The sequence below is a fragment of the Ruegeria sp. R14_0 genome (assembly GCF_017743975.1).
GTDB lineage: Bacteria > Pseudomonadota > Alphaproteobacteria > Rhodobacterales > Rhodobacteraceae > Ruegeria.
In genome coordinates, this window is record NZ_JAGHRC010000004.1 from 365322 (window position 1) to 391268 (window position 25947).

The window sequence follows — 25947 nt, forward strand, 5'->3', positions numbered from 1 at the left end:
CTAGGCGTGGCGTAAAAACACGAAAAAAGGTGTCTGTCGCGCGAAAAAAGGGGATTGCGAGGCGTTGTTGGAGACCTTCGGATCCCGCACGGCGCAGGATCAAGTGCTGTCCTTCATACACAAAATGGATAAGCCACCGCTTGGAACTCCCTGCCCCCAGTGCTCGGCTTCTGACCCTTCGTCACGACATTTCTGAGGCAGCGCGAAAACTGTCATTCGACTGCGACGGCAACGTATCTGGCTATTGGAATGGCGCGCTCGTCCCTGCGCTAGTGAACAAACAACAACGAAATTGATCCCACAAGGATCAGGCTCAGCGCCCACACTACGTCCAGGTTAAACCACCCTTTTGAGAGAAACCGCAGGCCCAGCCAATGATACACTCCGAACGCAAGCAAGCCGCCTGAGACTGTCATGGCGAGGGTGTGGGCCAAGGCGACACCAACTGCGATTTTGGCGTTGCCAGTCATCAGATCAGCCGCGGCCGCATGGCCTGCATCAGTGGCTATCGTGCGACAGATACCCAGATAGATTGGGACCAACATCAGCCCCGCACCATGTGCCATCGCCGCCAGAAACGACCAGAGCGCAAGCCGCGACGGAGGGACCCGCGCAAGAATCCGGGGGTGACGCCGGTTGAACAACAGATAGACGCCCAGTCCGATTACGAGGCAGGCCGCAAAGATCTGAATATCACGCTGCCATTCGGCCAGAAATAGTAGCGCGGTAAAGGGAAACAAAATGGCGGCCATCGCAACAAGATGCCCGACCGCCAGCGCGATCAAAGCCTTGAACAGACTGTTGCGGCTCTTGTCCATCAGCGCCGCAGACACGGCCAGGGGCCAACCCATGCCCGGATTGACCCCGTGATAAATGCCCGAGGCGACAACAGCCCACCACAGGGCTGTTGCCGTGTCTAATCCGTCCACGCGTCAGACAGACGGGTAGCAGAAGCTGTCGGTTGAGCAGTCTCCGCCCTCCAGTCGGATCTGGTGGCTGCGATAGCCTTTGGGGAACTCGACATAGAAATCCTTGTCCAGTTCCAGGCCTCCGTTTTCTCCGACATTGGCCATGACCATTTGCCCGCCCTCATCGTCCGGGTAGAACTGATCGTCCCATGTCGAATACAGCGAGTTGGTCCAGTAGACCCGCTTGCCATCCCGGCTGATCTCAACCATCTGAGGGCCATAGGCAAAACCCTTGCCGTTCGGGTGCTTCGCTGCGCGCGCAATCCCGCCAAGCTCGACCTTGCCGGTCAGCTTGGGGTTCATCGGGTCAGACACATCATACTGATGCATTTCACCCTGACCCCAGCAGGCGACGTAGAGATACTTGTCGTCCAGACTCAGATCGATGTCGGTGACCAACGGGGGTACGGCCTCAAAGCCCTGCAACAAGGGCGGAAGGTTCTCGGCTTTCTCAGGCCGCGGATCAATTGTGATCGTCTTTTTCGCCTCAAAGGTTCCGTCATCCTTCTGCCACCAGGTGAATATCGCACCCTGAAGGTTCGTGGTGTCCACGACGACACCGCAGAATCCATAATCCTTTGCCGGGTCATGAGCGGGCCGGATTTCCAAAGCCATCTGGTGGTTCTCACCCAGGTCTATGGTTTGTACGTTTCGGCGTTCGCGCAGGTTCCAGAAATGAATCTTGTGACCGTATTTGTTGGACAGCAAATCCTCGGCCACGATCCCGTTTTCAAACTGGGGCGGCAGCCCCCATTCCGAGCTCACCATGTAGTCGCGTGGAAGGTTCCACCAGAAATCATAGTGTTTGTCCTGTTCACCGCGATCCATCTCGTAACGGCCGAGGATATCAAACGTTTCGCAATCCATGATGAAAATACCCGGAGGGCCATCCGTGCCATCGGCACCGCCACCGCCGAGCGTCGAGACATAAATCCCCTCGGGACCGCAGTGGATTGTGTGCGGGCGGGAATAGCCCGTTTTGGCGAATACCTCTTCGGGTTCGATGATCTTGTGAATCTTCGCCTTCAGCGGTTCCTTTACGTCGATCACGTAGATGCGAGAGGACCGGATGCCCGGCACGATCAGATACCTGCGTTCCAGAAAGGCGTGCCCGGTCAGGGGCGAAAGCGCAGAAGAACACGCGTTCCAGCCAAAGTGGTGAAACTCATCACCCTTATTGGGCATGATAAGCTGATGGACGATCTGGCCGTAGGTCTTCGATTTCGGATCAACATCCACAACGGCCAGGCCATCCGGCTGCGAGCCGTCGGGGCTGAGCATCAATGTGAAAGCAAGCGTTTCCGCGGGTGCCTCCATAGCAAGTTTCGGTGTTGCGTGAAAAGTCGGGTCAGGTCTCAGGTTCATATCTGGCTCCTCCCAGGCCGCGGGCACCAGACCTAAACCAAGTCTTGTCTGGAATCGCCCAGATCACAGAATGCCACATATTCAAGATTCGCAGAAACACCACGGACTCCGAGCGTCGTTTCGGCCCTTTCAAACGGCGTGCTTTTGCTTAGGCAGACACCCAATCGAGGAACGTGACAGCAGAAGGTTTGTCCGAGGCGCGCGGCATAAGGCATCCGAAATACCCGCGCAGTGTTTCAATACGTCGGTCTGTGATCGGGGCCAGCTGTCCAAGGTCGAAATGATCCTGCAACAGCGTCTCCCACCCCAGGATGACGCCATCGCCGTTCAATGCCGCCTGCAGATAGACCATGAAGCTGGTGAATTTCTGATCGGTCGTCGGCGGCTGTACCGAGATGCCAGTACCATCGAAAAAGGTTGCCCAGTCGTTGCCGTGTATACCCATCGTCAGGCACAGCAGGTTTTGCTGAGCCAGCGCCTCAAGGTCATCACCGATTGAGGCCGCAAGGGCGGGCTTTGCGACGGCGACCATGGACTCGTGAAAGATCAGGACCTTGCGCGTGCCCGGTAAGCGGTCCGGATGATTGAAGGCAATCACGACATCAGTATCTGTGTCATAGGCGTCATTCTGATCCCTTGAGATCAACTCGATCGAGATATTCGGGTGCATGGCACGAAACTCGGGCAATCGTTTCATCAGGTAACAACTGGCAAAGCCAATGGTTGTGTTGACGGACACACATGATTGGTCCGGTCTTTGGCGCACTTGTTCCAGAGCGCCGCTGACCTGCATGATGCCGCCCGCGAGAGCGCGGTAAAGGACCTCTCCCTCTCGCGTGAGAGTTGCAAAGGGTCGAGTTCGTTTTAAAAGTTTGACGCCCAGCTCGGCTTCCAACTCGGCCACGCGGCGACTGATCGCTGGCTGCTGAACATTCATCTCGCGCGCTGCACGCGTGAAGTTTCGATGCCGCGCGACTGACTCAAAAGCCGTAAGAAGTTTCCAGTTTAGTGCCGCCATTTTATTCCCCCAGGGAATGGCAATTATAAGATTTTCCGAGGTTCTTTTGATGAATAAGGCAAAATAGTCTTCTTCAAAAGTCCCATCATTCCTATTGGAGTGAACAATGAACTCTCAAAAAACGCGCGCGCCGCACATGTCATCCGAATGGTCCTCGCCATGAAGTCCCGGGCGGCCGTGATGTACAGCAAGGCCGAACCTCTTGTCGTGGAAACGTTGGACTTGGCACCACCGCGCAAGGGCGAAGTGCTGGTTCGCATGGGGGCGGCTGGGGTTTGCCATTCCGACTATCACGTGATCTCAGGTCAGGCCCAACATGAGCTGCCGGTCGTCTTGGGTCATGAAGGCGCCGGTCAGGTGGTTCGTCTGGGCGAAGAGGTGACTGACCTTGCTGTCGGTGACCATGTGGTGTTGAGCTGGATCCCCTATTGCGGCGATTGCTTCTTTTGCAGGCACGAGCAAACCCACCTGTGCAAGGCCTACGAAACGCCGCTTTGGGACGGCACGATGATGGACGGGACATGCCGGTTGTCCAATTCAGATGGTCCGGTGCGTCATCTGTCGATGCTGGCCTGCTGGGCGGACCACGTGGTGGTGCCCCAGGAAAGCTGCGTCCGCATCGACAAGTCCGTCCCGTTCGAGGTTGCCGCCCTGCTGGGTTGTGCAGTTACCACGGGCGTTGGGGCCGTGCTGAACCGCGCTCGGGTCAAGCCACGATCAACGGTTGCCGTTATTGGCGCAGGCGGTGTTGGCCTGTCGATCATCATGGGCGCAAAGCTGGCTGGTGCGGGCAGGATCATTGCAATTGACGCCTCCCCCGATGCCGAGGCCAAAGCGCGTGAACTCGGGGCCACGGACTTCGTCCTTGCTGACGAGGACGTCGGTGCCTGTATCAAAGAAATGACAGTACACGGCGCGGATCATGTGTTCGAGGCGGTCGGAAAACACGCCCTGCAACGGGCCGCTTTAGCGTACTGCCGCCCCGGTGGGCAGGTAACCTTTGTAGGACTGGATGCCAATGACGCAAGCATAGACCTGCCCACAACAGACATTACCCGGGCCGAGATCACTGTCACCGGCTCCATCTTTGGGTCGGCCTGCACAACACGCGATTTTGCGACCTATGCGCAGCACTATTTGAACGGCGACCTGCTAATCGACCGATTGATCGGGCGGCGCTATCGGCTTGATCAGATCAATGAGGCCATCGCTGATATGCTGGCTGGAAAGGCGGGGCGTGGCGTAATCATGTTTGATGAGGCCGCACATGACTGAGAAGCACGAAGGAGCTTTTTTTGCAGGCGAGATCCCGAGCATACCCGGATCGCAAACTGCTTCAGGCGCGGAACCCGCTCTGGTCAGGTTGGCCCGCTTCGTGGCACAAGACCTGCTGGACGCAGATCCCGCCACACTCGCCATATTACGCAGTGGCGTGATTGACGCCTTGGGCTGCATCCATGCGGGTGTGCAAACAGATGTCGCCCGCCTTGCGCGAGAGGGTGTTAGGGCCATGGCCTCGATAGGTCCTGCAACCGTGATCGGCACGGACATGACAACCAACCGACCTCAGGCCGCGTTCCTAAACGCGGTCGCGGGACATGCGCTAGACTTTGATGATTGGGAAATTCCCGGCAACGCGCACCCGACCGTGGTTCTATTGCCTGCCTTGCTGGCGATGGCCGGACCCCAGACCAACGGAGCGGACCTTGCGCGGGCGTACCTTGCGGGCTTCGAAGTAATCGCTCGGTTAGGCGAGGCGATGAATTTTCAACACTACGATGCTGGATGGCATTCCACTGCAACGCTGGGTGCACCTGCCACCGCCGCCGCCTGTGCACGCTTGATAGGATTGTCGGCGTCTCAAACGGCACATGCCATGTCCTTCGCCATCAGCGCCGCCAGCGGGTATACCTGCCAGTTTGGCTCTCACGCCAAACCAATCCAGGCCGGTTTTGCTGCCCGCGCCGGGGTTGAAGCAGCGTGCCTTGCACAGGCAGGCTTGACCGGCCAGCCGCATGTTTTGGACCACGCACGGGGCAGCGCTGCGTTGATGGGCGGATTGAATACTGAACGGATGAACGCCGCCCTCGATAAACTCGGCACTGGCTATGCCTTGACTGAACATGGGTTGGTTCTGAAGCCCTGGCCAAGCTGTGGCTACACGCATCGCCTCATGACCTGCGCGGTACGGATGCAAGCGAGGCTTTCGCCGGGCAGGATCAAGCAGATCGACCTGCATCTTCCGGATTTCCACGCTGCCGTGCTGCCATTTGGCCAACCGACGAACCGCCCCGAGGCCTTGTTCAGCGCGCCTTTTGTGGTGGTGATGGGGTTGCTGCATGGTGGGTTGACGCTGTCCGATCTCGAGGCCGGAGTTTGGAACGACCCCAAGGTGGCTCGTCTGATCGCGAAAACCAAAATGCGCGCCTTTGCGCCGATCCGTCCTGACCTGAACTATTCGGAAAAAGACCCCGACCGGATCGTTGTTTCGCTGACAGATGGAAGGGTTATCGAGGACGCCTGCGCCTATCCTTTGGGCGCACCGCAGGCACCTATGAGCGACGCTCAGATTTGGGAGAAGTTCCGTGCCAATGCCGGTCCGTATTCGGATGATTGGGCGGCCAAGTTGTGCGATTGGCCCGAACACCCGGATATTGCCACCCTTTTGATCCACGAAGGAGTCCAATCATGAGCAGGTCAAGATCTGGCCGCGCGGCGCGGCATGCCGAACGACAGGGCGGCGCAGGTTCCGGTGCCAGCGAAGCCATCTGGCCCGGCATCGAAGGCGGGCGGTATCGTCCGATCCCGGCCCACGGGATCGAAGCCATCCACCAGACCGCCCTGCGCATTCTGGCCGAGGTCGGGCTAGCCAGCGCAACTCCGCGCTGCATTGAAACGGTCACAACTGCGGGTGGGTCCGTTTCCGAGGCTGGCAGATTGATGTTTCCGCCAGAGCTTATCGAACGCACGCTTGAATCCGCGGGACGTGGTTTCAAGCTGTTTGGACAACGTCCGGAATACGATCTTGATCCAAGCGGGACGCGTATTCATCTGGGCACCTCGGGCGCGGCGGTTCATATCGTCGACAGCAAGACGGGTCAGATACGGGACAGCACTCTGGCCGATCTGCACGACATGGCGCGGCTGGCACAGGCGCTGCCGAACATCCACATGTTCCAACGCACGGTCGTGGCACGCGACATCGAGGATACGCATGCGATGGAGTTGAACACGGCCTATGCCTGCGCTGCCGGGACGGCCAAACCGATTGGTACGTCCTTCAGCTCCGTCGCAACCATGCAAACGGCGGTTGAGATGTTTCATATGATCGCCGGCGGTGAACAGGCATGGCGTGAAAGGCCCTTCTGTTGTGTTTCGACCTGTTTTGTCGTGCCGCCCCTGACATTCGCCGAAGAAGCGCTTGGCATCATCGAATGCGCCGCAGAAACCGGCACACCGCTGAAACTTGTCTCGGCAGGTCAGGCCGGGGCAACCAGCCCTGCCCCGCTTGCGGGTGCAGTCGCGCAGCAAACGGCCGAAGTGCTGGCCGGGCTGGCCTATGTGAACCTGCTGAACCCCGGACACCCTGCGCTTTTCGGCGCTTTGCCCTTTGTCAGCGATCTGCGCACGGGGGCCATGTCCGGGGGCAGCGCCGAGCAAGGTGTGTTGATGGCGGCCTGTGCCCAGATGGCGCAATATTACGGCATTCCTTGCGCCGTCAGCGCAGGAATGACGGACAGTAAAATGCCCGACTTTCAGGCAGGATACGAAAAGGGCATCACCGAACTTCTCAGCGCATTGGCTGGCGCGAACCTGATCTACGAGGCGGCTGGTATGTACGGGTCGCTTCTGGCAGCCAGTAAGGAAAGCTTTGTCCTCGACAACGACATGATTGGTTCGGTCATGCGAGCGGCGCGCGGTTTCGAGATAAACGAAGACGCGCTCGCCTTTGACGTCATCCGCGAGGTTTGCCTAAACGGCCCTGGCCATTTCCTGGGCAGCGGGCAGACTTTGGGGCGCATGCAGAGCGATTACTTCTACCCCGAACTTGCGGATCGTGCGACGCCGCAGGCCTGGGCGGATGCCGGCGCACCATCGACACTTGAGGCCGCGCGCACGCGGACCGAAGAAATCCTTGCTGGCGATGCCAGTCCAGTCTTCGGCGCTGAAACGACAGCAGCAATCTTTCTGAGGTTTCCTGAGATTTCGGCAAGATGGGGTTGAGGTCCCGGCGCTTGCGTTAGGGAGCTGCCGCCAGAACCTCGACTTCGACTTTGAATTCTGGTCGGGTAAAGCCGCTGACAATCAACAGGGTTGAGCTTGGCAAGCGGCTGGTCAACGCAAGAAATTCATCACGGGCGCGCATGTAATCCGGCATAAAGGACCGATCGGTGACAAAGGCGCTGACATGCGCAACGTCGCCTGCGCCCATGCCTGCTGAGCCAAGTATTTTCTCGATGTTTTGAAAGCAAATCACCGCCTGATCATAAGCGTCTTCGGGAATGGTTCCATCCAGGCGAATCCCCAATTGGCCAGAGGTTTGCACCATCCTCCAGTCGCCAGGAATTTCGACGCCATGCGCATAACGCGCGAACGGCGGCGGCATGTCTGTTGGGCTTAACGCTTTCATTTTCCATACTCTTTTTCGCTGTCAAATTAAGCTTGCGAGTTTGGATATTCTTTGCAAGTCTTAAAGACATTCTCTGGCACGGATATTCCAAGGGCCACGTAAAACCACTGTCGTTCAAGGAGGGCGATATGGGCAAACGTGTTCTTTTGGTGCGTCATGGGAATGAACCCGCCGATGATCGAATTGTCACCTGGCTTGGCCGGGAAGGCTTTGAAATTGACAGCCGAAAACCCTTTGATGGCGACCTTTTGGGTGAACCGGATGAGGATCTGGCCGGCACGGTTATCTACGGCGGAAACTTCAACGTCTATGAAACTGGCAAGCACCCGTTTTTGAACGAAGAGTACCGTTGGATCGGGGCGTGTCTGGATGCTGACATCCCAATGCTGGGTATCTGTCAGGGCGCACAGCAGATTGCCTATCATCTGGGCGCTTGGGCCGGAGCACCAGAATCCGAGTGTTTTGAGTTTGGGTATTACAGAATTGATCCGGAACCCTCGGAATCCGGATTTATGCCTGGGCCCCTTTGGGTCACGCAGGCGCATTATCATACATTCGACCTGCCGGTGGGCGCGACCCGTCTTGCCAGCAACGACAACTATGCGAACCAGGCATTTCGATACGGCGACAAAGTGTTTGGTTTTCAATTTCACCCCGAGGTTACGGTCGCTGGGTTCCAACGATGGCAGGAGGCCAAGTGGGGCGTCTACGGGAGACCCGGCGTTCAGAACCGCGAAGAACAAACCCGGCTGATGAAGCAGCACGACCCAGCGCAAGCCGCTTGGTTCCACGGCTTCCTTGGCCGCCTGTTTGGGAGGGCCGCATGAGTATTCAAGGCTATTGGTCCGATCATAAAGCGCCGGATTTTCGCAATTTACCAGAGGATACGATCGCCGTGCTGCCTGTTGGTGCAACCGAACAGCACGGGCCGCATCTGCCAGTATCTGTTGACAGCGATCTGGTGGCAGCCGTCATCGAGCGCACGTTGCCACGGCTGCGTGCCGAGCAGAACGTGCTGGTCCTTCCCGGTTTGGCCGTCACCAAAAGCGGTGAACACGATCGGCATCCCGGAACCCTCAGCCTGTCTGCGGATACGTTGCTGGCGGTCTTGCGCGACATCGGAGCCTCAGTTGCGCGGGCGAGTGTGAAGCGGCTTGTGCTGTTCAACGGCCACGGCGGAAACACAGCGGTGTTGGAAACTGCCGCGCGTGATTTGCGGATATCGCACGAGTTGATTGTCGCCACATGTTCCTGGTTTGGGTTTTCCGAGTGGGACAGCGTTCTTGATCCTGATGCGGCCGCAGTCGATTTGCACGCCGGAGAGTCCGAAACCTCAGCCATGTTGGCGGCACGACCGCATCTGGTGGATATGGGCCGGGCGCAGAACTTTATTCCCACAATCCGAGCCTGGGAAAAGCAGTTCAACCATATCGGCCTGACAGGACAAACCGCGCGGCCGGGCTGGATCATTGATGACCTGCATCCGGATGGGGCCTGCGGGGATGCCTCTGCCGCGACCGTGGAAAAGGGGGAACGCCTCTTGGACACGGCCGCCGCCAGTTTCGCGCAGTTTCTGGCCGAATTCGCCCAGTTCGATCACCGGGGGGGCGCGACATGAATCTTCTGCCCTCTTCCGATCTTCTGACCGTCGACAACGTTCTTGTGCCGTCCTCGATGATCGCCAACGCGCAAGAGTTCGGCGGTGTTGCGGTGTCGGACTGTGTGCATGGCGATTTGGTTATCCGAAACGGGCATGCCGCAGCTTTGCAGCCCTGTGCACGACAGGGCAAAGTCTCGGGTCTCGTCATACCGCGCCTGACCGAGTGCCATGTCCACCTGGATAAATGCCACACGATTTCAAGAATGGACCGCGTCGGCGGAGATTTGAGTGCCGCCATCGAGGCCCAGTACCGCGACCGCGTCCTCTGGACAAAGGATGATCTGCGTCACCGGGCGGAACGGGGTCTGAAAGAGTTGATGTCCTCGGGCTGTGGCATCGTGCGCAGCCACTTGGACTGGTCGCCGGAACCGGGCTCAGACACGCATCCGCTGGCGTGGCAGGTGCTGCGCGAGTTGGCAAAAGACTTCGAGGACAAGGTCTCGCTGCAGGTCGCGCCGCTGATCGACACGGCAGAGCTGACAGACGCCGGGCGCGCGGATGCGATGGGTAAGGAAATTGCCAGCGGCAATGGCGTTCTGGGCGTGTTTGTCTTGGATCAGTCCGATCGTCACGCGGCAATTGCAGCCGCCGTGCGCGTCGCCGAAAAATACGGGTTGGCGCTTGATTTTCACGTGGACGAAGGTCTGCATGACGGGCTGGACGGGCTCGAGATTATTGCGGACACCCTTGTCGAGACCCGGTTTCAAGGCCCTGTGCTGTGTGGTCATGCCTGCAGCCTGATCAATCTGGCAGGCGAGCCCTTGCAGGCGCTTTTGGACAAGGTCGCGCAGGCCGGGTTGACGATAGCCAGCCTGCCAACGTCCAACCTGTATCTGCAGGGGCGCAATACAGGCACACCGGACCGGCGCGGGATCACGCGGATCGGCGAACTGCGCGACGCTGGTGTGCCGGTTGTCGTTGGGACGGACAATGTGCGCGACGCCTTTTGTCCCCTTGGCCGCCACGATCCCCGCAAAAGTCTGGAGCTGGCGGCCCTGACGGCGCATCTGGATCCGCCATTTGGTGATTTGCTGCCAATGATTACAACGAACGCACAAAGGGCGCTGGGGCTTTCCCCGACCACCGTGGACGGGGCAGCGGTTGAAGACCTGCTGATATTTGATGCGGCATCCACGTCCGACTGGCTGACCGGAACCACCGAACCCAAACCTTTGGCAAATGTCCTGACAGGAGACCTTGCATGACTTCGATTTCAGGAAAATCCGACTTGGACTGGGCCGCGTTTGCTGAACGCCTGGCCCCTGTCGAGGTCATTGATGAACCCGTTCTGGTGAAAAAACGGTCTCGGGATTTCTTTTGGTACAGCCCGATCCTGAACCAACAGCTCAAACGCAGCTTTGGCGATCTTGTCGCCCTGCCAAAAACCGTTCAAGAGATGGCGCATTGCCTCAAAACCGCGCATGCAGCGGACGCCCCTGTCGTACTACGTGGAGGCGGGACAGGCAACTACGGCCAGGCCGTGCCTTTGCACGGCGGTCTGATTATCGAAACCACCGGTCTCAACCGAATTCTGGAAATCGGAGATGGCTTTGTCCGCGCCGAGGCGGGCGCGCTGATGGCTGATGTAAACGCGGCGCTGATAGCGCAAGGGTGGGAAATGGCCATGTTCCCGTCGACGCAGGATATCGCAACGATCGGCGGGTTTGTCGCAGGCGGATCCGCCGGCATTGGCTCAATTGCAAACGGTGTTCTCAGAGAGCCCGGCAACATTCTGCAACTCAAGGCGCTGTCCGTCGAAGAAGACCCACAGGAATACGTGTTCGAGGGTCAAGACGTTCTGCAGATCCACCACGCCTGGGGCTTGAACGGAGTCATTACCGAAGTGACCCTACGCACGGTCCCTCACCCAGATTGGATCGGGTGCATGGCAACATTCGACAGCTATCAGGAATGCTACGCGGCCGGGTACTCGGTTGCGACCGACGATCAGATCGGATGCAAACTGGCCAGCACGGTCGACGCGAGGATCGTCGACTATTTCCCGCGTCTGAAAGGCCATGTCCGGCCCAACAAGCACTTGCTTGTTTCGCTGGTGCCCGCGACCGACGTGCAGAAGTTTCGCGACCTCGTTGACGCTCAGGGTGGAAGCCTTGATCTGGAATTGACCGAAGACGACCGTAAGGCAGCATCGCTGCCCCATGTGTTTGAGTTTGCATACAACCACACCACTTTGCAGGTTCTGAAAGCGGACCGGTCCGCAACATACCAACAAATCGGTGTGCCTGACGCCTCTGACGCCGAAGCGATTGCACGTGTCGGTGCGGCCTTGGGCGATGACGTATGGCAGCACCACGAATTCTCGCTGCTGAACGGCGAAGTCGTGGCCTTTGATCTTCCGATTGTCTGGTTCTCTACCGAAGAACGCCTGCGCGAGATTGGGAGGATTTACGAAGAGCATGGGCACAGCGTCTACGACGCCCACAGTTTCCACGTGGAAAGCGGCGGTTTGAAAACGGCCGACTACCTGCATCTCGCCTGGAAAAAACGACTGGATCCCAAGGGGTTGCTGAACCCCGGAAAATCCCGTGCGTGGGACATGGTCAAGGATCTGCCACCTGAAGAAATCGAAGCAAAGGCAACTGTGTAAGAGGTCGCCATGTCCGCATTTGAAACACGCCCCCTGAACCCGGAATTCGGTGTCGAAGTCACCGGGATCAATCTGGCCGACGCCACGAAGGATCGGTTGTTTGGACAGGTCCGCGCCTTATTCGAAGAACATTCCGCCCTTCTGTTCCGCGATCAGGACATCTCGGACGACCAACACAAGCAACTGGCCGAGCTTTTCGGTCCCATCGAAGATCGAAAAGCCGACGAGCGCAAAAAGGGCGAGAAATTCGAGGTTCCGATGGTTTCCAATGTGCGCGATGACGGGTCAATTACCGAAGAAACGGACCTGCATACGCTGAACCTGAAGTCGAATTTCCTGTGGCATTCGGACAGCACATTTTTGCCTACCCCTGCCCTTACGAATATCCTGATCGGTCGCGTCGTGACGACCGAGGGCGGAGCGACTGAACTGGCCAGCACACGCGCGGCTTGGGCGAACATGCCCGACAGTCTGAAAGCAAAGGTGCAAGGGCGCGGGATCTGGCATCGCTATAGCCACTCACGGCGCAAAATCTCACCCGAACTGGCCGAATTACCAATGTTCAACAAATGGCCAGATCAGCATTGGAACGCGCTTTGGCGCAATCCGGTAAATGGGCGCGAGGCGCTCTATATCGCGTCGCATGCATTCAAATTGGATGGGTACGACGAAGCCGAAGGCCAAGCGATCATCGAAGAGCTCATCGACTTCTGTACGCAGCCGCAGTTTGTCTATTCCCACACCTGGCAGGTCGGCGACGTTCTGATCTGGGATCAGCGGGCAGTGCTCCATCGCGGCACGCCTTGGCCCTATGAACAGCCACGTGTGCTGTCGAGCATCTGCTCGACTGTAACCGAAGCCGACGCCATCGAAACCATGCGCATATCACAATAGAACCCGGCACACCGGCCGGGCACCACACGGCGAACACACGCCACACCCACCAAAGGGTCCACCTCACGACCAACAGAGAGGAAAACACATGACTTTCAGAACCCGTACCGGGAAAGAGCTTCCCAGAGTGATTACCGATCAGGCTAAAAAGGTCGGTAATGACGCGGTAAACCGCCGCGAGTTTCTGGCCATCGCCAGCTCATTCGGGGCAACCGCCGCAACGGCCTATGCAATGCTGGGCCTGCCGGCGCCGGCCGAGGCCGCGACCGAGCCAAAACAAGGCGGCACGGTGCGCATCCAAATGGATGTGCGTGGCCTGAAAGACCCGCGCACGTTCGATTGGAATGAAATCGCGAACTATGCCAAAGGCTGGCTGGAAAACCTTGTTAATTACGAAAACGACGGCACCTTCAAACCGGCCCTGCTGGAAAGCTGGGAAATTTCGGATGACGCAAAAACCTACACGCTGAATGTCCGACAGGGCGTGACGTGGAACAATGGTGATGCATTCACCGCCGAGGATGTGGCACGCAATATCGCCGGTTGGTGCGATAAATCGGTTGAGGGTAACTCGATGGCCGGCCGATTCTCGGTTCTGGTTGATCCTGAAACCGAGCGCGCGCTGGACGGCGCTATTGAGGTTGTGGACACGCATACAGTCCAATTGAACCTGCCGCGCCCGGACATTTCGCTGATCGCGGGCATGGCCGATTACCCGGCGGCCATCGTGCATTCATCACATGACCCGGAAAACATGCTGGGCAATCCCATTGGTACAGGTGCCTACCTGCCCGAAAGCCTTGAAGTCGGTGTTAAGGGCGTATTGGTCCGCAATGAGGACCACACCTGGTGGAATGCTGGGAACGGCGCATGGCTCGACCGTATCGAATACATTGACTTCGGAACCGACCCGTCAGCGCACCTTGCGGCTGCGGATGCGGGCGAAGTCGACATGATTTACATCTCGGAAGGTGAGTTCATTGATATCCTGAGTTCGCTGGACGGCTGGGTCGAGAATGAGGTCGTTACCATGGCGACAATCGTTATCCGTCCCAATCAGCTGGCCGAAGTCGATGGGGTCCAGCCCTACGCCGACAAGCGCGTCCGTCAGGCCATATCAATGGCCGTGGACAACGCCGTGCTGCTCGAACTCGGCTATGGCGGTCGCGGAGCAGTTGCCGCCAATCACCATGTCGGCCCCGCGCATCCGGAATACGCGGACATCGGCATGCCGACCTATGACCCCGCCCGCGCCCTTGAACTGATCAGGGAAGCAGGAATGGAGGACTATGAGCACGAGCTGCTGTCCATCGACGATGCGTGGCGCAAAGACACCACCGACGCGGTCGCCGCTCAGCTTCGGGACGCAGGCATCAAGGTCAAGCGCACGGTACTGCCGGGATCGACATTCTGGAATGATTGGGCGAAATACCCGTTCAGTTCGACCAACTGGAACCACCGTCCGCTGGGTGTCCAAATCTGGGCGCTGGCCTATCGGTCGGGTGAGCCGTGGAACGAGTTTGGTTGGGCCAGTCCTGAATTCGACGCGATCCTCGAACAAGCGCTTGCAACCCCGGATGTCGAGAAACGCCGCGAGTTGATGGCGCAAGGCGAGCAGATTGTCCGCGACGAAGGTGTGACGATCCAGCCGTATTGGCGGTCGCTATACAATCACACCCGCGAGGGACTTGGCGGAGCTGCCCAGCATATCTCGTTGGAAATACGTCCGGCGCAGATGTATTGGAGTTAAGGACGCTGCGGGGTGGCCTGTGCCACCCCGCGACACTAGCGGAGTAAGTCATATTGTTTGAACTGGTGGTCTTGGTTGCGCAATCCGCAGCCGTCTTTTTTCTTGCCGCGTGGCTGAGCACGGGTTTCATCGAAAACGTTGTGCATCCCGATCTCAATGAGACCTTCACCAACCAGGTGCTGACAATGGAACGGATGCGGGAAGAGTATCCAGAGGCGTATGAGGTCGTCGCCCATCGCCGCATCGAAAACCCCGCCATGCAAAGGTTCCTGTTCAAACTGATTGTATGCTGGGAAGGCATCGCGACCCTTACCCTCTGGGCCGGGGTCGTGTCACTGATCCTTGCCATCATCGGTGTAGTCGACCCCGCAAGCGCCCGCGCCATCGGCGTGCTGGGTGTTTTGTTTTTCACAGCCACATGGGCCGGGTTTTTGATAGTCGGAAACTGGTTCTGCTATTGGTTCTGCCACGAAGGGGCGCAGAACACCCACTACCAGATGACGCTATGGGGTATGGCGACGATAATTCTGTTGGTCATTGCTTAAAACGCAGCATATCTGTGCGGTCACGCTCGGTGAGCGATTTCATTCAGCCACGCGCGGAATGTGCTGATGGGAGAAGACCGCTCGTCACCGTCTCGGCAAACGAAGCAGAGGGCGTTATCGTCTTCAATGCTGACATCACTCAGATAGATCAGTCGCCCTGCATTCAGGTCGTCCGCGACAAGAACCTTACGCACCAGGATGGCGCCTTGCCCATCAATGGCAGCCGCAATCAAAACGGCAGAGTTCGGGAAAGCAGAACTCTTTGACTGAACATCCGGGTCGACCAACCCTGCTTTGCTCGCCCATCTGTCCCAATGCGGATGAAACCGATCATGTAACAGGGGCAGTTGGACTACGGCTTTAGGTTCAACCAAACCCTCGGCCCACGACGGCGCAGCAACAACGACAAGGCGTTCATTTACAAGGCGCTCAGAGTAGAGCCCACTTGATTGTTGGCCGCCGTACCGCAAGGCCACGTCGACTTCGCTGTCAAAGAAATCTATGATTTGATCATCGGTATCCAGTCGAATGGAAATGCCCGGATGACGTTCGCGGAACTCAGGTAGCTTTGGCACAATCCATTTGATCGCCAGGGATGAGGAAAGCGACACCGTTACCGAGCGCCGGGGTCTTGTCCGCTTTACCGAACCTATCCCCTGCTGCAAGGCCGCAAATGATTCCTGGGTGAACCGATGTAGATGGGCGCCTTCCTCGGTCAGCTGGACGCCACCCGGCAGCCTGCGCAGCAGTTGAACATCCAGATATTGCTCCAGTTGTTTGATCTGGCGGCTGACCGCGCCATGCGTCACGCCCAGATCATCGGCTGCTTTGCTGATGTTCAGGCGCGATGCGGTTGCGTCGAAGGCTTGCAAAGCGCGTAGATGTCTGATGTTCGTCATGATGTGAGTTTATCTCACACACATGCGCCGTAAAGTCGTTTGGAACGTGATTTGCCGCTGCTTATCTTTGCCAGGAAAGATCACAGCGGAGATAGCCAGATGACTGATGTCAAAGTGGCCCTGATGACCGGAACCGGCCAGGGGATCGGACGAGGATGCGCCATCGAGATGGCGAAAGCGGGCTACAAGGTCTCGCTGATGTCCCCATCGACCCGGTCCGTGGACCTGGCAGAAGAATTAGGCGGGATCGGACGCCAGGGTTCGGTTCTCGACACCGCCGATTTGCAAGCGATGGTGGATGACACGCTCAACACGTACGGCAGGATCGATGCTGTCGTCAGCAATATGGGCCATGGTGGCGGCGTGCCCGAAGCCATCAAGACGGTCGGCTTTGACCCGGATTTCGACGGGCCATTGTTGGAGTTGCCGGATGAGCTTTGGCACGAAAGCCTGGATATGTATGTCCTAAACGTAGTCAAGCTTGCCCGCATTGTGACCCCGATCATGATTGAGCAAGGCGGCGGTTCCTTCGTGAACATCTCGTCGATGAATACGGTGGAACCGCGCGCGCCCTATCCGATGAGCATGCTTCGCGGTGCATTGCACAGCTTCGCCAAGCTCTTCGGAGATCGATACGCCCGCCACAACATCAACATGAACAACCTGATGCCCGGTTTTTGCGAGAACGTGAACCTGTCCGATCTGGCAAGACGGTCCATCCCCGCGCAACGCCCGGCAACTTTCGCCGAGATCGGCCAAGCCTGTGTCTTCCTTGCCTCCGACGGCGCGCGTTACATTAACGGCCAGAACATCCTGTCGGATGGCGGAATGAACCGTGCGGTTCGATGAGTTTGGAAAGGGGAAAGCATGATCGTAAGGTCGCTTGGAGATGTCGTGGGGACAGAGCGGGACGTAACCGGACCGGGATGGAACAGCAGGCGGCTATTGCTTGCGTCTGACGGCATGGGCTTTTCGATGACCGACACTGTCATCAAACAAGACGCCGTGCTTGAGCTTGAATACACCCATCATCTGGAAGCCTGCTACTGCATCGAGGGAAGAGGTCAGATCAGACGCTTTGACGACCTGACATGGCACGCGTTGCAGCCCTTCACGCTGTATGCTCTGGATCAACACGACAGGCACCTTGTGCAAGCCCTGGACGGGGACCTTCGGCTGGTCTGTGTCTTCAATCCCCCGCTCACCGGAGGGGAGGTGCATCGCGAAGACGGAAGCTATGCGCCCATTGAGGCGTGACGAGAAACGTGAAGCAGGTTCCGGCATCGCCACCGTACCCGGTTACCAATCAAACATCTGTTTTGTAGTGCGCCATAAACATCGTGATGCAGTCATCCAGCACATCTTTGGGCATCGGGTTCTCACCAAGGAAGAACTCTGGCCAGAAGAAAAAGTTTTTAACGAGAGCCAGAAGCTGGTTGGTTGCAAATACCGGGTCAGTCTTTCGGATCACACCTGCGTCCATGGCTTCGCTGATCAGCCTCGTTATTGGGTAATCATGAGTTGCAGTTTCAGTGAAGAATTGCCGGGATCGTTCAAGGTCACGGATCAATTCTGAGATGACCATCCGGTTTAATCCGATGGCCGTTTCTTCGGTGATCACCCCAATGTAACGCCACAAGGCTTCTTTCAGTTGCTCAACGAAATCTCGATCCGGGTCGTAGGCGACCGGCTCCATGCTCTGGTTCTGCTCCAGCATAATCTGTGAGATCGCCTCAAAAAGGGCCTCCTTGCTTTCGAAGTGATTGTAGAGCGTGCGACTCGATACGTTGGCCTTTTTTGCGATTGAGGTCGTCTTCGCCCCCAAAAACCCCTGCTCTTTGAACTCATCAATGGCTGCATCGATGATATCTTTTCGTTTTTTTTCAGTACGTTTCACGATTTTAGCCTCAAAAGTAAAAAGAGGTGTTTACAAACACGCCCACCCCACCATAAGTAAACACAGCGATTTACTTTTGCAAGGCGCAGTACAACTGATCCCGAGAGGAACAAGACCATGAAAACCCAAGATTTCACCGCGGGTAAAAACGAAGTCACCTTCAAGTCCTTTGGCGTGGATTTGGCGGGCGATCTTTACCTGCCTGAAGGCTTTAATGCGTCGAAAAAATACAAAGCCATCGTGGGGGCCAGCCCATTCCCGCAGGTAAAAGATCAGATCCCCGCAACCTACGGTCCTGAAATGGCCGCACGCGGCTTTATCTATCTCGGCTTCGACTACCTCGGCATGGGCGACAGCCCTGCGTTGCCGGGCGAATTTAAGCAATCGCGCTATAATTTTCGCCTGATTGAAAACACGTGGGACGCGGTGTCTTACCTGGGCACGCTGCCCTTCGTCGACGAAATCTATGGCCTGGGCGTCTGTCAGGGCGGCCAGACCATCGCGTCGGCAGCGGTGACCGACCACCGCATCAAGAAAATCGCCATGGTGTCAGGCATGATGGCCTCGGACGCGTTCCAGTGGACCAACCGCGATATGGCGAACCAGATGATCGCCGCCGCAAACGCCTCGATGCAAAAACAATATGAAACCGGCGAACCGGACTACGTCGCTCCTTTTGGCCTGAACGACGACATGTCGCGCGAAGAGTTCACATCAGCGGCCGCCTATCCGGAAATGGCTGGCGAGACCTATGACTACTATGGCCGTGATGGTGCCAAAGGGCCGGTTGCCGTGCCAAACTACACCAACATGCATATCGGCGATCAACCCATGCAGTCCTTGTTTTCGATTTGTGAAGCTTACGCTGACAAGATCGTACAGCCTTCGCTGACCGTCTACGGCACAAACGCCTCAACCGCGATTTGCTCAACCGCATTTGTCGCAAAGCTGACCAACGATCACACAGAGCTGGCCTTTGATGAGTTCTCTCACGTGGACTTCTACTACAAGCCAGAGGCCGTGAAAGCGTCGACGGACGCAGTAGCCGAGTTTTTCAACAAGTAGATCCAAGAGGCGGGGGCATACCATGGTCCCCGTTTCTTTCCGATCGAGCGGGCTCCGACCGTTTAATTTACTGCCGCAGAAGCGCCGTCCAGATTTGTCGCGTCATCCCAATAGGAGCCCTCTTTCCTATCGATATGCAGCTTCAGGACGTCCAGTGCCTTTGTGACATTTCTGTCTTCGACGCATTGGACCAGCTCAATGTGTTCCCGATAGGACTTGGCCATGTGATCCGCGTGGTGACCCAAGCGGCTGCGCAATGCGGCCATTTTTAAGGCAATGGTCTGGTAGGCGTCATTCAGGAACCGATTGTCGGCGCAATCGAACAGGCATTGGTGAAACACGGTGTCCTGATACAGGTATTCCGCATCATCCCCGGCTTCGCGCGCCGCTTTCATTCGGTTCACACATTCACTGAGCGCCTTATGCAGCGCATCCGGATTCGACTGCATGGCCGAGGTGATCGCCGTGGTCTCGAGGCAGACACGTGCATCGCAGAGTTTGGCCAGTTCTTCGGGTCCGAGGTTGAACACAAAAGACCCGCGTTGGGGCTCAACGACCAACAGTCCTTCCATCTCAAGCCGGTTGATCGCCTCGCGAACGGGCGTGCGGCTGACCTCGAGATTCTTTGCGATTTTAGCTTCGGACAGCTGCTCGCCCAATTCGAACTCGCCTTTGATGATCCGCTCGCGAAGGTTCTCGGTCACCAATTCCGTCAATGATTTCGGTCTGTTGAATGGGCTCATCTCGCTCTCCTCATGAAGACACTAGCAGCCCTGCCTCTGGCATACAATGTGGTAGTATTGACAGATTGGCATACTGTATGCCAGTTTCGATTCTCACAAGGGACGGCATCGGGAGGGGCGTCTTTGCGAATTCTGGAAACATGGATTGTGGGATTGAACCGCGCGCTGGTCGCTCTGGCGCTGGCGACGGTCTTCGCAATCGTTTTTGCCAACGTGGTCGGGCGCTATGGCCTGGGTTCGTCTTTTGCGTGGGTCGAAGAGGTTGCCCGCCATCTGATGATCCTTGGCGCGTTCTGCGGCGCGGGCCTTGCCCTGCGCGAAGGACGGCTGGTCGCGATCACGACTGTCCCCGATCTTCTGCCAACCCCTCTGGCCCGTCTGCTGCGTTGGGGCATCGTCATCGTCATGTTCGGATTTATGGCGACGATGCTGTGGCTAGGCGTTCAGTTCGTCCAGTTCGGTTGGAACAAGGAAACCATGTCCACCGGCATTTCGCGCGGCATCCCCTACCTTGCGATCCCGATCGGATGTGCACTGTTCCTGATCCAGCTGGCCTTTTTTGCCAAGCGCTTTGTCAATCAGGATTTTGAGCATGGCGTCGACCCCGATGGCGAAGAGCCCGAGGTCTGAGCCGTGGCAAAAACCCTGATCATCCTGTTTTTTGCCACCCTGTTTCTGGGCGTGCCTGTGGCCTTCACCATGGGGATTGCCGGGCTGGCCGCGATCTTTGTCGACGGTTCGCTGAACCCACTGGTGGCGACGCAGCGTATGTTCGCCGGGATCGACAGTTTCCCATTGATGGCGGTGCCGTTCTTCATCCTCGCGTCCGAGTTGATGACTGCCTGCGGATTGACCAACGCTTTACTGCGGTTTGCCAACGCTCTGGTCGGGCATGTGCGCGGTGGTTTAGGGCATGTGAATATTCTGGTTTCGATGCTGTTTGCCGGGATCAGCGGATCTGCACTTGCAGACGCGGCCGGGCCGTCCGCCATCGTCATGCGGATGATGCGCGAGGCGGGGTATGAGAAGAACTATGCCGGAGCATTGTCCGCTGCGACGGCTACGATTGGTCCTATTATTCCGCCATCCATTCTCGCCGTCATTTTTGCGATCTCGACCAATGGGGTGACGGTTGCCGGTCTGTTTCTGGCCGGGATCGTTCCGGGCGTTCTGCTGGGCCTTGCTTTGGCCGTTGCCAACCACATCGTCTCGACCCGTTTTGGCTATCGCGGGCGCGAGCATCGCGCCACACGGTCTGAACTGGCCAGCGCGACCTTGTCAGCCATTCCGGCCCTGATCATGCCAGCGATCATTCTGGGCGGTATCCTGTTTGGGGTGTTCACGCCTACCGAGGCGGGCGCGGTAGCCTCGGCCTATGCGCTGTTTCTGGGCTTCATCCTGCGGGCCTTCACGATCCGTGCGCTCTATGCCGCCTTTGTCCGGGCTGCGGTGGTGACATCGTCGGTCTTTCTGATCGTGGCAATGGCGTCGATCTTTGCCTGGCTGCTGACCTACCTGCAAATCCCGCAGGAATTGGCAAAGCTGATCACCCAAGTCACTGACACCAAGTTGGGCATCCTGTTCATCCTTGCTGCTTTTGCCCTGATCTGCGGGTTCTTCATCGACACCCTGCCCGCGCTGATCATCCTGACGCCGATCCTAGGGCCCATCGCCTATTCCGCAGGGATCGACCCGCTGCAATTCGGCATGATGCTGGTCCTGAACCTGACCATTGGCATGATTACACCGCCGGTTGGCCCGGTGCTGTTCGTGATCGCCACAGTCGGACAACTCAAAATCGAACGCCTGTCAAAAGCGGTGCTGCCGCTGCTGCTGGCTGAACTCGTGGTGCTGCTTCTGGTCATTCTTGTGCCGGGCGTCAGCACCTCTGTCCCCAACTTCTTTGGATTTGCGAACTGACATGAAAGGGAGGAACCTCATGAAAACCATGTCGAAACTGATGACGGCCACTGCTGTTGTCGCGATGACCGCCGCTGGTGCGGCTTCGGCGAAAGAACTGAAATACGCACATTTTCAGGCCGCCGACCTAAGCTCGCCCAAACATGCCGCTGCGCTGGCATTTGAAGCCTGTGTCGAAGGCAAAACCTCAGGCTCGATCGACGTTCAGATCTTCCCGGCGTCGCAGCTGGGCGGCGGCTCTGAAATCATGGAAGGCCTGCAGCTGGGCACCGTTCAGATGGCAGCGATCCACGACGGACCGATCTCGGCCGTTTACAAACCGTTCTCGGTTCTGGCGATGCCTTACTTGTTCGACGATCAGGCGATGGCGTGGTCGGTCATGGATGGTGAATTCGGCGATGCACTGGCGGAAGATATGCTGGCCCAGACCGGCATCCGCAACTTTGGCGTGGCCGATAACGGCGTGCGCAACTTCACCAACAACGTCAAACCCGTGGCCGAGCCTGCCGATATGGAAGGCCTGAAAATGCGCGTCATGACCGCGCCGGTCTGGGTGACACTGGTCGAAAGCCTGGGCGCGTCCGCGACCCCGGTTCCGTGGCCGGAACTGCCCGGTGCGCTGCAGCAGGGCGTGGTGGACGGGCAGGAAAACGGTGTGACCAACATCGTCAACGCCTCGCTTTACCAGCATCAGAAATATGTCTCGCTGGATGGCCATGTGTTCAGCTGGCACGCTTATCTGATGTCGGATGCGTTTTTCCAAAGCCTGACCGACGACGAAAAGAAAGCGGTTGAGCAGTGCGTCGAGATCTCGAAAACGATCCATCGCGGCATGACCGCTGCGCAAGACGCCAATGCAACCGCGATCCTGTCGGAAAAGGGCATGGAAGTGGTTCCGGTCAGTCCCGAGCAGAAAGCGATGTTCCGTGAAGCCGCCCAGCCCGCGGTCCGCGAGTATATCGTCGGCGAAATTGGTGAAGATTGGCCTGCTCGCCTGGACGCTGCTGTCGAAGCGTACAAGGCCCAGTAACCCATGCCGCGAGACCGCCACATGACCCGCCAGACCATAGCAATCCTGGAACCCGGCTATGCCGCCTATGACACCGAAGCCTCGGTGCTGGCTGAGCAGGACGTTCAAATCGCACCGGTCGCACCAGAGACTGAGGCGGTCTCAGCCCTGCAGACGTTGGACCCGGTCGCCATCCTTGTACGCGAACGCGCAGTGGATGCGGCCGTAATCGACGCCTGCCCAAACCTCAAGGTCGTCGTCCGTTATGGTGTAGGCGTCGACAACATCGACTTGGATTACGCGCAGTCGCGCGGCATTTACGTCGCAAACGTCCCCGATTATGGGGCCGAGAATGAAGTCAGCGAACACGCGCTGGCGCTCTATCTTGCGTTGCAGCGGCGTATCCCATCGCGCGATCTCGAAGTGCGACAAGGCAAATGGGGCATCGGCCAGGCTGCCCTGATCCCCAGCCGCGAAAACGCCACCCTTGGCCTGATCGGGTGTGGCAAGATCGGTTTGCAAGCAGCGCAGAAGTTCCGCGCCCTGGGGTTTACGGCCGTGCTGGTTTTTGACCCTTACCTTGGAGACGAGGCAGCGGCTGCAGCCAATGTCCAAAAGGTCGATTTGGCCGAGCTTTGCAAGGCAGCCGACGTGATCAGCCTTCACGCGCCGCTAACCCCAGAGACGCGTCATATTCTGGATGCCGAGCATATCGCTTTGATGAAGCCCACGTCGATCGTGATCAACGTATCACGCGGCGGCTTGGTCGACGAACCCGCTTTGGCCAATGCCTTGAACCAAGGCCGCCTTTTTGGCGCAGGCATCGATGTGTTCGAACAGGAACCGGTCGCCCCAGACAATCCGCTGCTGCACAGCGCCAACACAATCGTGTCCGATCATGCTGCTTGGTACTCGGAACGCTCGGTTGCGGTCCTGCAGCGCAACGCCGCCGAAGAAATCACCCGCGTTCTCAACGGGGACCAGCCCAAAAGCTGGAAAAACCCGTGGTGAGACGCCCCGCTTTCTAACTATCTGACCCAAAAGGATAATACTCATGAACACTCAAGAGCTCGTTGCCGGGTTTCGCGAAGTGGCCACCGCATCCGTCGCAGACGCGGTAGACAAGATCGCAGGAAAAACCGGCTTTCTGCCTGCCTCGATCAAGCCGCGCATCAACGAAAAGAAAATCGTTGGCCCTGCCGTGACCATTCTGGAAGGCCCGACTGATGAGTTTCTGCCACCCCAGCACGCGCTGGACGCCATTGATGAATCCGAGGCCGGTTCGGTTATCGTGATCTCGACCAATGGCACCACTGACGTTGCCCTTTGGGGTGGCCTGATGACTGCGGGCGCTGTCGCCAACAAGCACGAAGGCGCGGTTCTGGACGGAGGCGTCCGCGATCTGGTCGAAATCAAGCGTGACTATGACTTCCCGGTCTATTCTCGCTGTGTCAGCCCGGGCACCACGCTGGGCCGCATCCGGACGCTGGCCTCGAATGTCGAGGTGGCGATGGGCGAGGTCATCGTTCATCCCGGCGATATCATCGTAGCCGATGTTGACGGTGCGGTAGCCGTGCCGCGTGATCATGCCGAGGCAGTCCTGGAAATGGCGCGCGAGATCGACGAGCGCGAAGCCGAACAGGCGCGCCTGATCCTCGAAACCGGCTCGCTGCGCGAAGGTCTGGCGAAATACGGTCGTATCTAAACCAAACGTTCCGCAGGCCGCGGCAACGGCCTGCGGAACACCAGAACTCAGCAAGGGAGGAATACATGCTGAAACGAATGCTCAACACGGTGGCCCTTACCGCCGTTCTGGCCACCCCGGCGCTTGCGAACGAGCCCCAGGTAGTAGCGGAATGGAACAGTCTGCCCTATGCCGTCAAGGACGAGGCGACAAAATCCGCCTGGGAGGGCAGTGAGATTTTCGGCAAAGCGTTGGTTCAGGGCGCCAAGGTCGACAGCCAGGGCAGCATCTATGTGTCCACCGCGCGCTGGGGCGGGGCAGAGATCCCCTCGACCGTCTCCAAGCTGGTCAAGAACGGCGACACGTGGGAGTTGGAGGCGTTTCCGTCTGAGGCCATGAACAGCATGACGAACCCCGATGGCCTCAAGGCCGTGCTGGGTTTTGAGATCGACCGAAACGATGTGATGTGGATCCTGGATCAGGGCCACGTGGCGGGCCCTCCGTTCGAGGATGGCGATGCGAAGCTGGTGCTTTGGGACCTGAAAGAGAACAAGGAAATCCAGCGCTATGTCTTCACGGCGGAAGAAGCGGATCGGCAGTGTTCCTTCCTGAACGATCTCGCCGTGGATAACGACACCGGCTTTGCCTATATCGCGGACAGTGGCATCTTTTGTGACCCGCTGCATGGTGGTCTGATCGTCTATGACAGCAACACCAATTCGGTGCGCCGCATTCTAGATCAGCACCGGTTCACCAATGATGAGCCGAATTTCTTCTTCAACATCGACAACCGCCCTGTTCTGAAAGAGGGCGGCATGCGCACAGGTGCCGATGGCATCGCGTTGTCGGGCGACAAGGAAACACTCTACTGGACCAACCTGACCGGCAATCACCTCTATAGCCTGCCGACCGAAATCCTGCGTGATTTCGAGACCAATGAGACGGTCATCGAAAACGCGGTTGAGGTTGCCGCAGTGCTGCCTTCGAACACCGATGGAATGACGGCGGACAACGCAGGCAATATCTACATGACCGCGCTGTCGCTGGACGGGATCATGAAGTTCGATGAATCCACGCGCGAGGTCAGTCGTTTCGTCCACCACCCGGAAATGAACTGGCCGGATACGCTGGCCTGGGGTCCGGATGGAGAAATGTATGTGGTGTCGAATCATCTGCATGTCTGGGTCGATGGCGACATGAATTTTGAAAACCCCGAAATCCCGAACTTCCGTATCTGGAAGATTCCGGGTGTCGGCCAAAGCTATACGGCCGAATAATCCTCCCATACACCT

General features: G+C 57.8%; 26 protein-coding genes. 19 read left to right on the forward strand and 7 right to left on the reverse strand.

Features of this window, described 5'->3' with window-relative positions; all coding sequences use genetic code 11:
• Positions 1-269 precede the first annotated feature (269 nt).
• The 3 genes from J7416_RS13970 to J7416_RS13980 all read right to left on the reverse strand — a co-directional run bounded on the left by J7416_RS13970 (position 270) and on the right by J7416_RS13980 (position 3351).
• Positions 270-929: a hypothetical protein gene (locus tag J7416_RS13970; RefSeq protein ID WP_209225546.1), complete on the reverse strand. Its 660-nt coding sequence runs from the start codon at positions 927-929 to the stop codon at positions 270-272.
• Between the two features lie 3 nt (positions 930-932).
• Positions 933-2333, reverse strand: a complete 1401-nt coding sequence (locus tag J7416_RS13975) for a selenium-binding protein SBP56-related protein (protein WP_209225548.1) — start codon at positions 2331-2333, stop codon at positions 933-935.
• Positions 2334-2481: 148 nt separating this feature from the next.
• Positions 2482-3351: a LysR family transcriptional regulator gene (locus tag J7416_RS13980; RefSeq protein WP_209225549.1), complete on the reverse strand. Its 870-nt coding sequence runs from the start codon at positions 3349-3351 to the stop codon at positions 2482-2484.
• A 159-nt stretch (positions 3352-3510) separates the two neighbouring features.
• On the opposite strand from J7416_RS13980, the gene J7416_RS13985 reads away from it, so the two are divergent.
• Genes J7416_RS13985 through J7416_RS13995 form a run of 3 tightly spaced genes read left to right on the forward strand, consistent with a single transcriptional unit; the run spans position 3511 to position 7575 of the window.
• The gene (locus tag J7416_RS13985; RefSeq protein ID WP_209225551.1) at positions 3511-4626 is read left to right on the forward strand and encodes a Zn-dependent alcohol dehydrogenase; all 1116 of its coding nucleotides are present in this window, start codon (positions 3511-3513) and stop codon (positions 4624-4626) included.
• Positions 4619-6043 (forward strand): MmgE/PrpD family protein, encoded by a 1425-nt coding sequence (locus tag J7416_RS13990; RefSeq protein ID WP_209225553.1) that lies wholly within the window; start codon positions 4619-4621, stop codon positions 6041-6043. Before J7416_RS13985 ends, J7416_RS13990 begins: the two co-directional genes overlap by 8 nt.
• Entirely contained in the window at positions 6040-7575 is a 1536-nt protein-coding gene (locus J7416_RS13995) for a trimethylamine methyltransferase family protein (RefSeq protein ID WP_209225555.1), read from the forward strand. Before J7416_RS13990 ends, J7416_RS13995 begins: the two co-directional genes overlap by 4 nt.
• Before the next feature lie 16 nt (positions 7576-7591).
• On the opposite strand, the gene J7416_RS14000 is transcribed toward J7416_RS13995, so the two are convergent.
• Positions 7592-7981 (reverse strand): RidA family protein, encoded by a 390-nt coding sequence (locus J7416_RS14000; RefSeq protein ID WP_209225556.1) that lies wholly within the window; start codon positions 7979-7981, stop codon positions 7592-7594.
• Between the two features lie 128 nt (positions 7982-8109).
• Here J7416_RS14000 and J7416_RS14005 point away from each other — a divergent pair, with 128 nt between their 5' ends.
• From J7416_RS14005 to J7416_RS14035, 7 genes are all read left to right on the forward strand, one after another.
• Positions 8110-8808, forward strand: a complete 699-nt coding sequence (locus J7416_RS14005; RefSeq protein WP_209225558.1) for a glutamine amidotransferase — start codon at positions 8110-8112, stop codon at positions 8806-8808.
• A complete protein-coding gene (locus J7416_RS14010; RefSeq protein WP_209225560.1) occupies positions 8805-9599 on the forward strand; it encodes a creatininase family protein in 795 nt (264 codons plus the stop codon). The genes J7416_RS14005 and J7416_RS14010 overlap by 4 nt, the downstream gene beginning before the upstream one ends.
• Positions 9596-10846 carry an amidohydrolase family protein gene (locus J7416_RS14015; protein WP_247744286.1) on the forward strand — a complete coding sequence of 417 codons (1251 nt, stop codon included), beginning with the start codon at positions 9596-9598 and terminating at the stop codon, positions 10844-10846. The genes J7416_RS14010 and J7416_RS14015 overlap by 4 nt, the downstream gene beginning before the upstream one ends.
• Positions 10843-12249, forward strand: a complete 1407-nt coding sequence (locus tag J7416_RS14020) for an FAD-binding oxidoreductase (RefSeq protein ID WP_209225561.1) — start codon at positions 10843-10845, stop codon at positions 12247-12249. The genes J7416_RS14015 and J7416_RS14020 overlap by 4 nt, the downstream gene beginning before the upstream one ends.
• Before the next feature lie 9 nt (positions 12250-12258).
• Positions 12259-13143, forward strand: coding sequence for a TauD/TfdA family dioxygenase (locus tag J7416_RS14025; RefSeq protein WP_209225563.1), 885 nt, complete (start codon positions 12259-12261; stop codon positions 13141-13143).
• Between the two features lie 88 nt (positions 13144-13231).
• Positions 13232-14893, forward strand: a complete 1662-nt coding sequence (locus J7416_RS14030; RefSeq protein ID WP_209225565.1) for an ABC transporter substrate-binding protein — start codon at positions 13232-13234, stop codon at positions 14891-14893.
• Positions 14894-14946: 53 nt separating this feature from the next.
• Positions 14947-15438, forward strand: coding sequence for a DUF2165 family protein (locus tag J7416_RS14035; protein WP_209225566.1), 492 nt, complete (start codon positions 14947-14949; stop codon positions 15436-15438).
• Between the two features lie 20 nt (positions 15439-15458).
• Here the strand turns inward: J7416_RS14035 and J7416_RS14040 are convergent, their stop codons facing one another.
• On the reverse strand, positions 15459-16337 hold the full coding sequence (locus tag J7416_RS14040; RefSeq protein ID WP_209225568.1) for a LysR substrate-binding domain-containing protein: 879 nt from the start codon (positions 16335-16337) through the stop codon (positions 15459-15461).
• 99 nt (positions 16338-16436) lie between these two features.
• Between J7416_RS14040 and J7416_RS14045 the strand changes: the two genes are divergently transcribed.
• Together J7416_RS14045 and J7416_RS14050 are read left to right on the forward strand one after the other, a co-directional pair.
• Positions 16437-17186, forward strand: a complete 750-nt coding sequence (locus J7416_RS14045) for an SDR family oxidoreductase (protein ID WP_209225570.1) — start codon at positions 16437-16439, stop codon at positions 17184-17186.
• A gap of 18 nt (positions 17187-17204) precedes the next feature.
• Complete coding sequence (locus J7416_RS14050) at positions 17205-17594, forward strand: ectoine synthase (RefSeq protein ID WP_209225571.1); 390 nt, start codon at positions 17205-17207, stop codon at positions 17592-17594.
• 49 nt (positions 17595-17643) lie between these two features.
• Here the strand turns inward: J7416_RS14050 and J7416_RS14055 are convergent, their stop codons facing one another.
• Positions 17644-18234 carry a TetR/AcrR family transcriptional regulator gene (locus J7416_RS14055; RefSeq protein ID WP_209225573.1) on the reverse strand — a complete coding sequence of 197 codons (591 nt, stop codon included), beginning with the start codon at positions 18232-18234 and terminating at the stop codon, positions 17644-17646.
• 117 nt (positions 18235-18351) lie between these two features.
• Here J7416_RS14055 and J7416_RS14060 point away from each other — a divergent pair, with 117 nt between their 5' ends.
• On the forward strand, positions 18352-19299 hold the full coding sequence (locus J7416_RS14060) for an alpha/beta hydrolase (RefSeq protein WP_209225575.1): 948 nt from the start codon (positions 18352-18354) through the stop codon (positions 19297-19299).
• Between the two features lie 62 nt (positions 19300-19361).
• Here the strand turns inward: J7416_RS14060 and J7416_RS14065 are convergent, their stop codons facing one another.
• Positions 19362-20042: a GntR family transcriptional regulator gene (locus J7416_RS14065; protein WP_209225577.1), complete on the reverse strand. Its 681-nt coding sequence runs from the start codon at positions 20040-20042 to the stop codon at positions 19362-19364.
• Between the two features lie 123 nt (positions 20043-20165).
• Between J7416_RS14065 and J7416_RS14070 the strand changes: the two genes are divergently transcribed.
• From J7416_RS14070 to J7416_RS14095, 6 genes are all read left to right on the forward strand, one after another.
• Complete coding sequence (locus tag J7416_RS14070) at positions 20166-20672, forward strand: TRAP transporter small permease (RefSeq protein ID WP_209225578.1); 507 nt, start codon at positions 20166-20168, stop codon at positions 20670-20672.
• Positions 20673-20675: 3 nt separating this feature from the next.
• A complete protein-coding gene (locus J7416_RS14075) occupies positions 20676-21962 on the forward strand; it encodes a TRAP transporter large permease (protein WP_209225580.1) in 1287 nt (428 codons plus the stop codon).
• A gap of 19 nt (positions 21963-21981) precedes the next feature.
• Positions 21982-22992, forward strand: coding sequence for a DctP family TRAP transporter solute-binding subunit (locus tag J7416_RS14080; RefSeq protein ID WP_209225582.1), 1011 nt, complete (start codon positions 21982-21984; stop codon positions 22990-22992).
• Between the two features lie 21 nt (positions 22993-23013).
• On the forward strand, positions 23014-23982 hold the full coding sequence (locus J7416_RS14085; protein WP_209225583.1) for a C-terminal binding protein: 969 nt from the start codon (positions 23014-23016) through the stop codon (positions 23980-23982).
• A 43-nt stretch (positions 23983-24025) separates the two neighbouring features.
• Complete coding sequence (locus J7416_RS14090; RefSeq protein WP_209225585.1) at positions 24026-24676, forward strand: RraA family protein; 651 nt, start codon at positions 24026-24028, stop codon at positions 24674-24676.
• Positions 24677-24741: 65 nt separating this feature from the next.
• Positions 24742-25932, forward strand: coding sequence for an L-dopachrome tautomerase-related protein (locus J7416_RS14095; protein WP_209225587.1), 1191 nt, complete (start codon positions 24742-24744; stop codon positions 25930-25932).
• Positions 25933-25947: the final 15 nt, after the last annotated feature.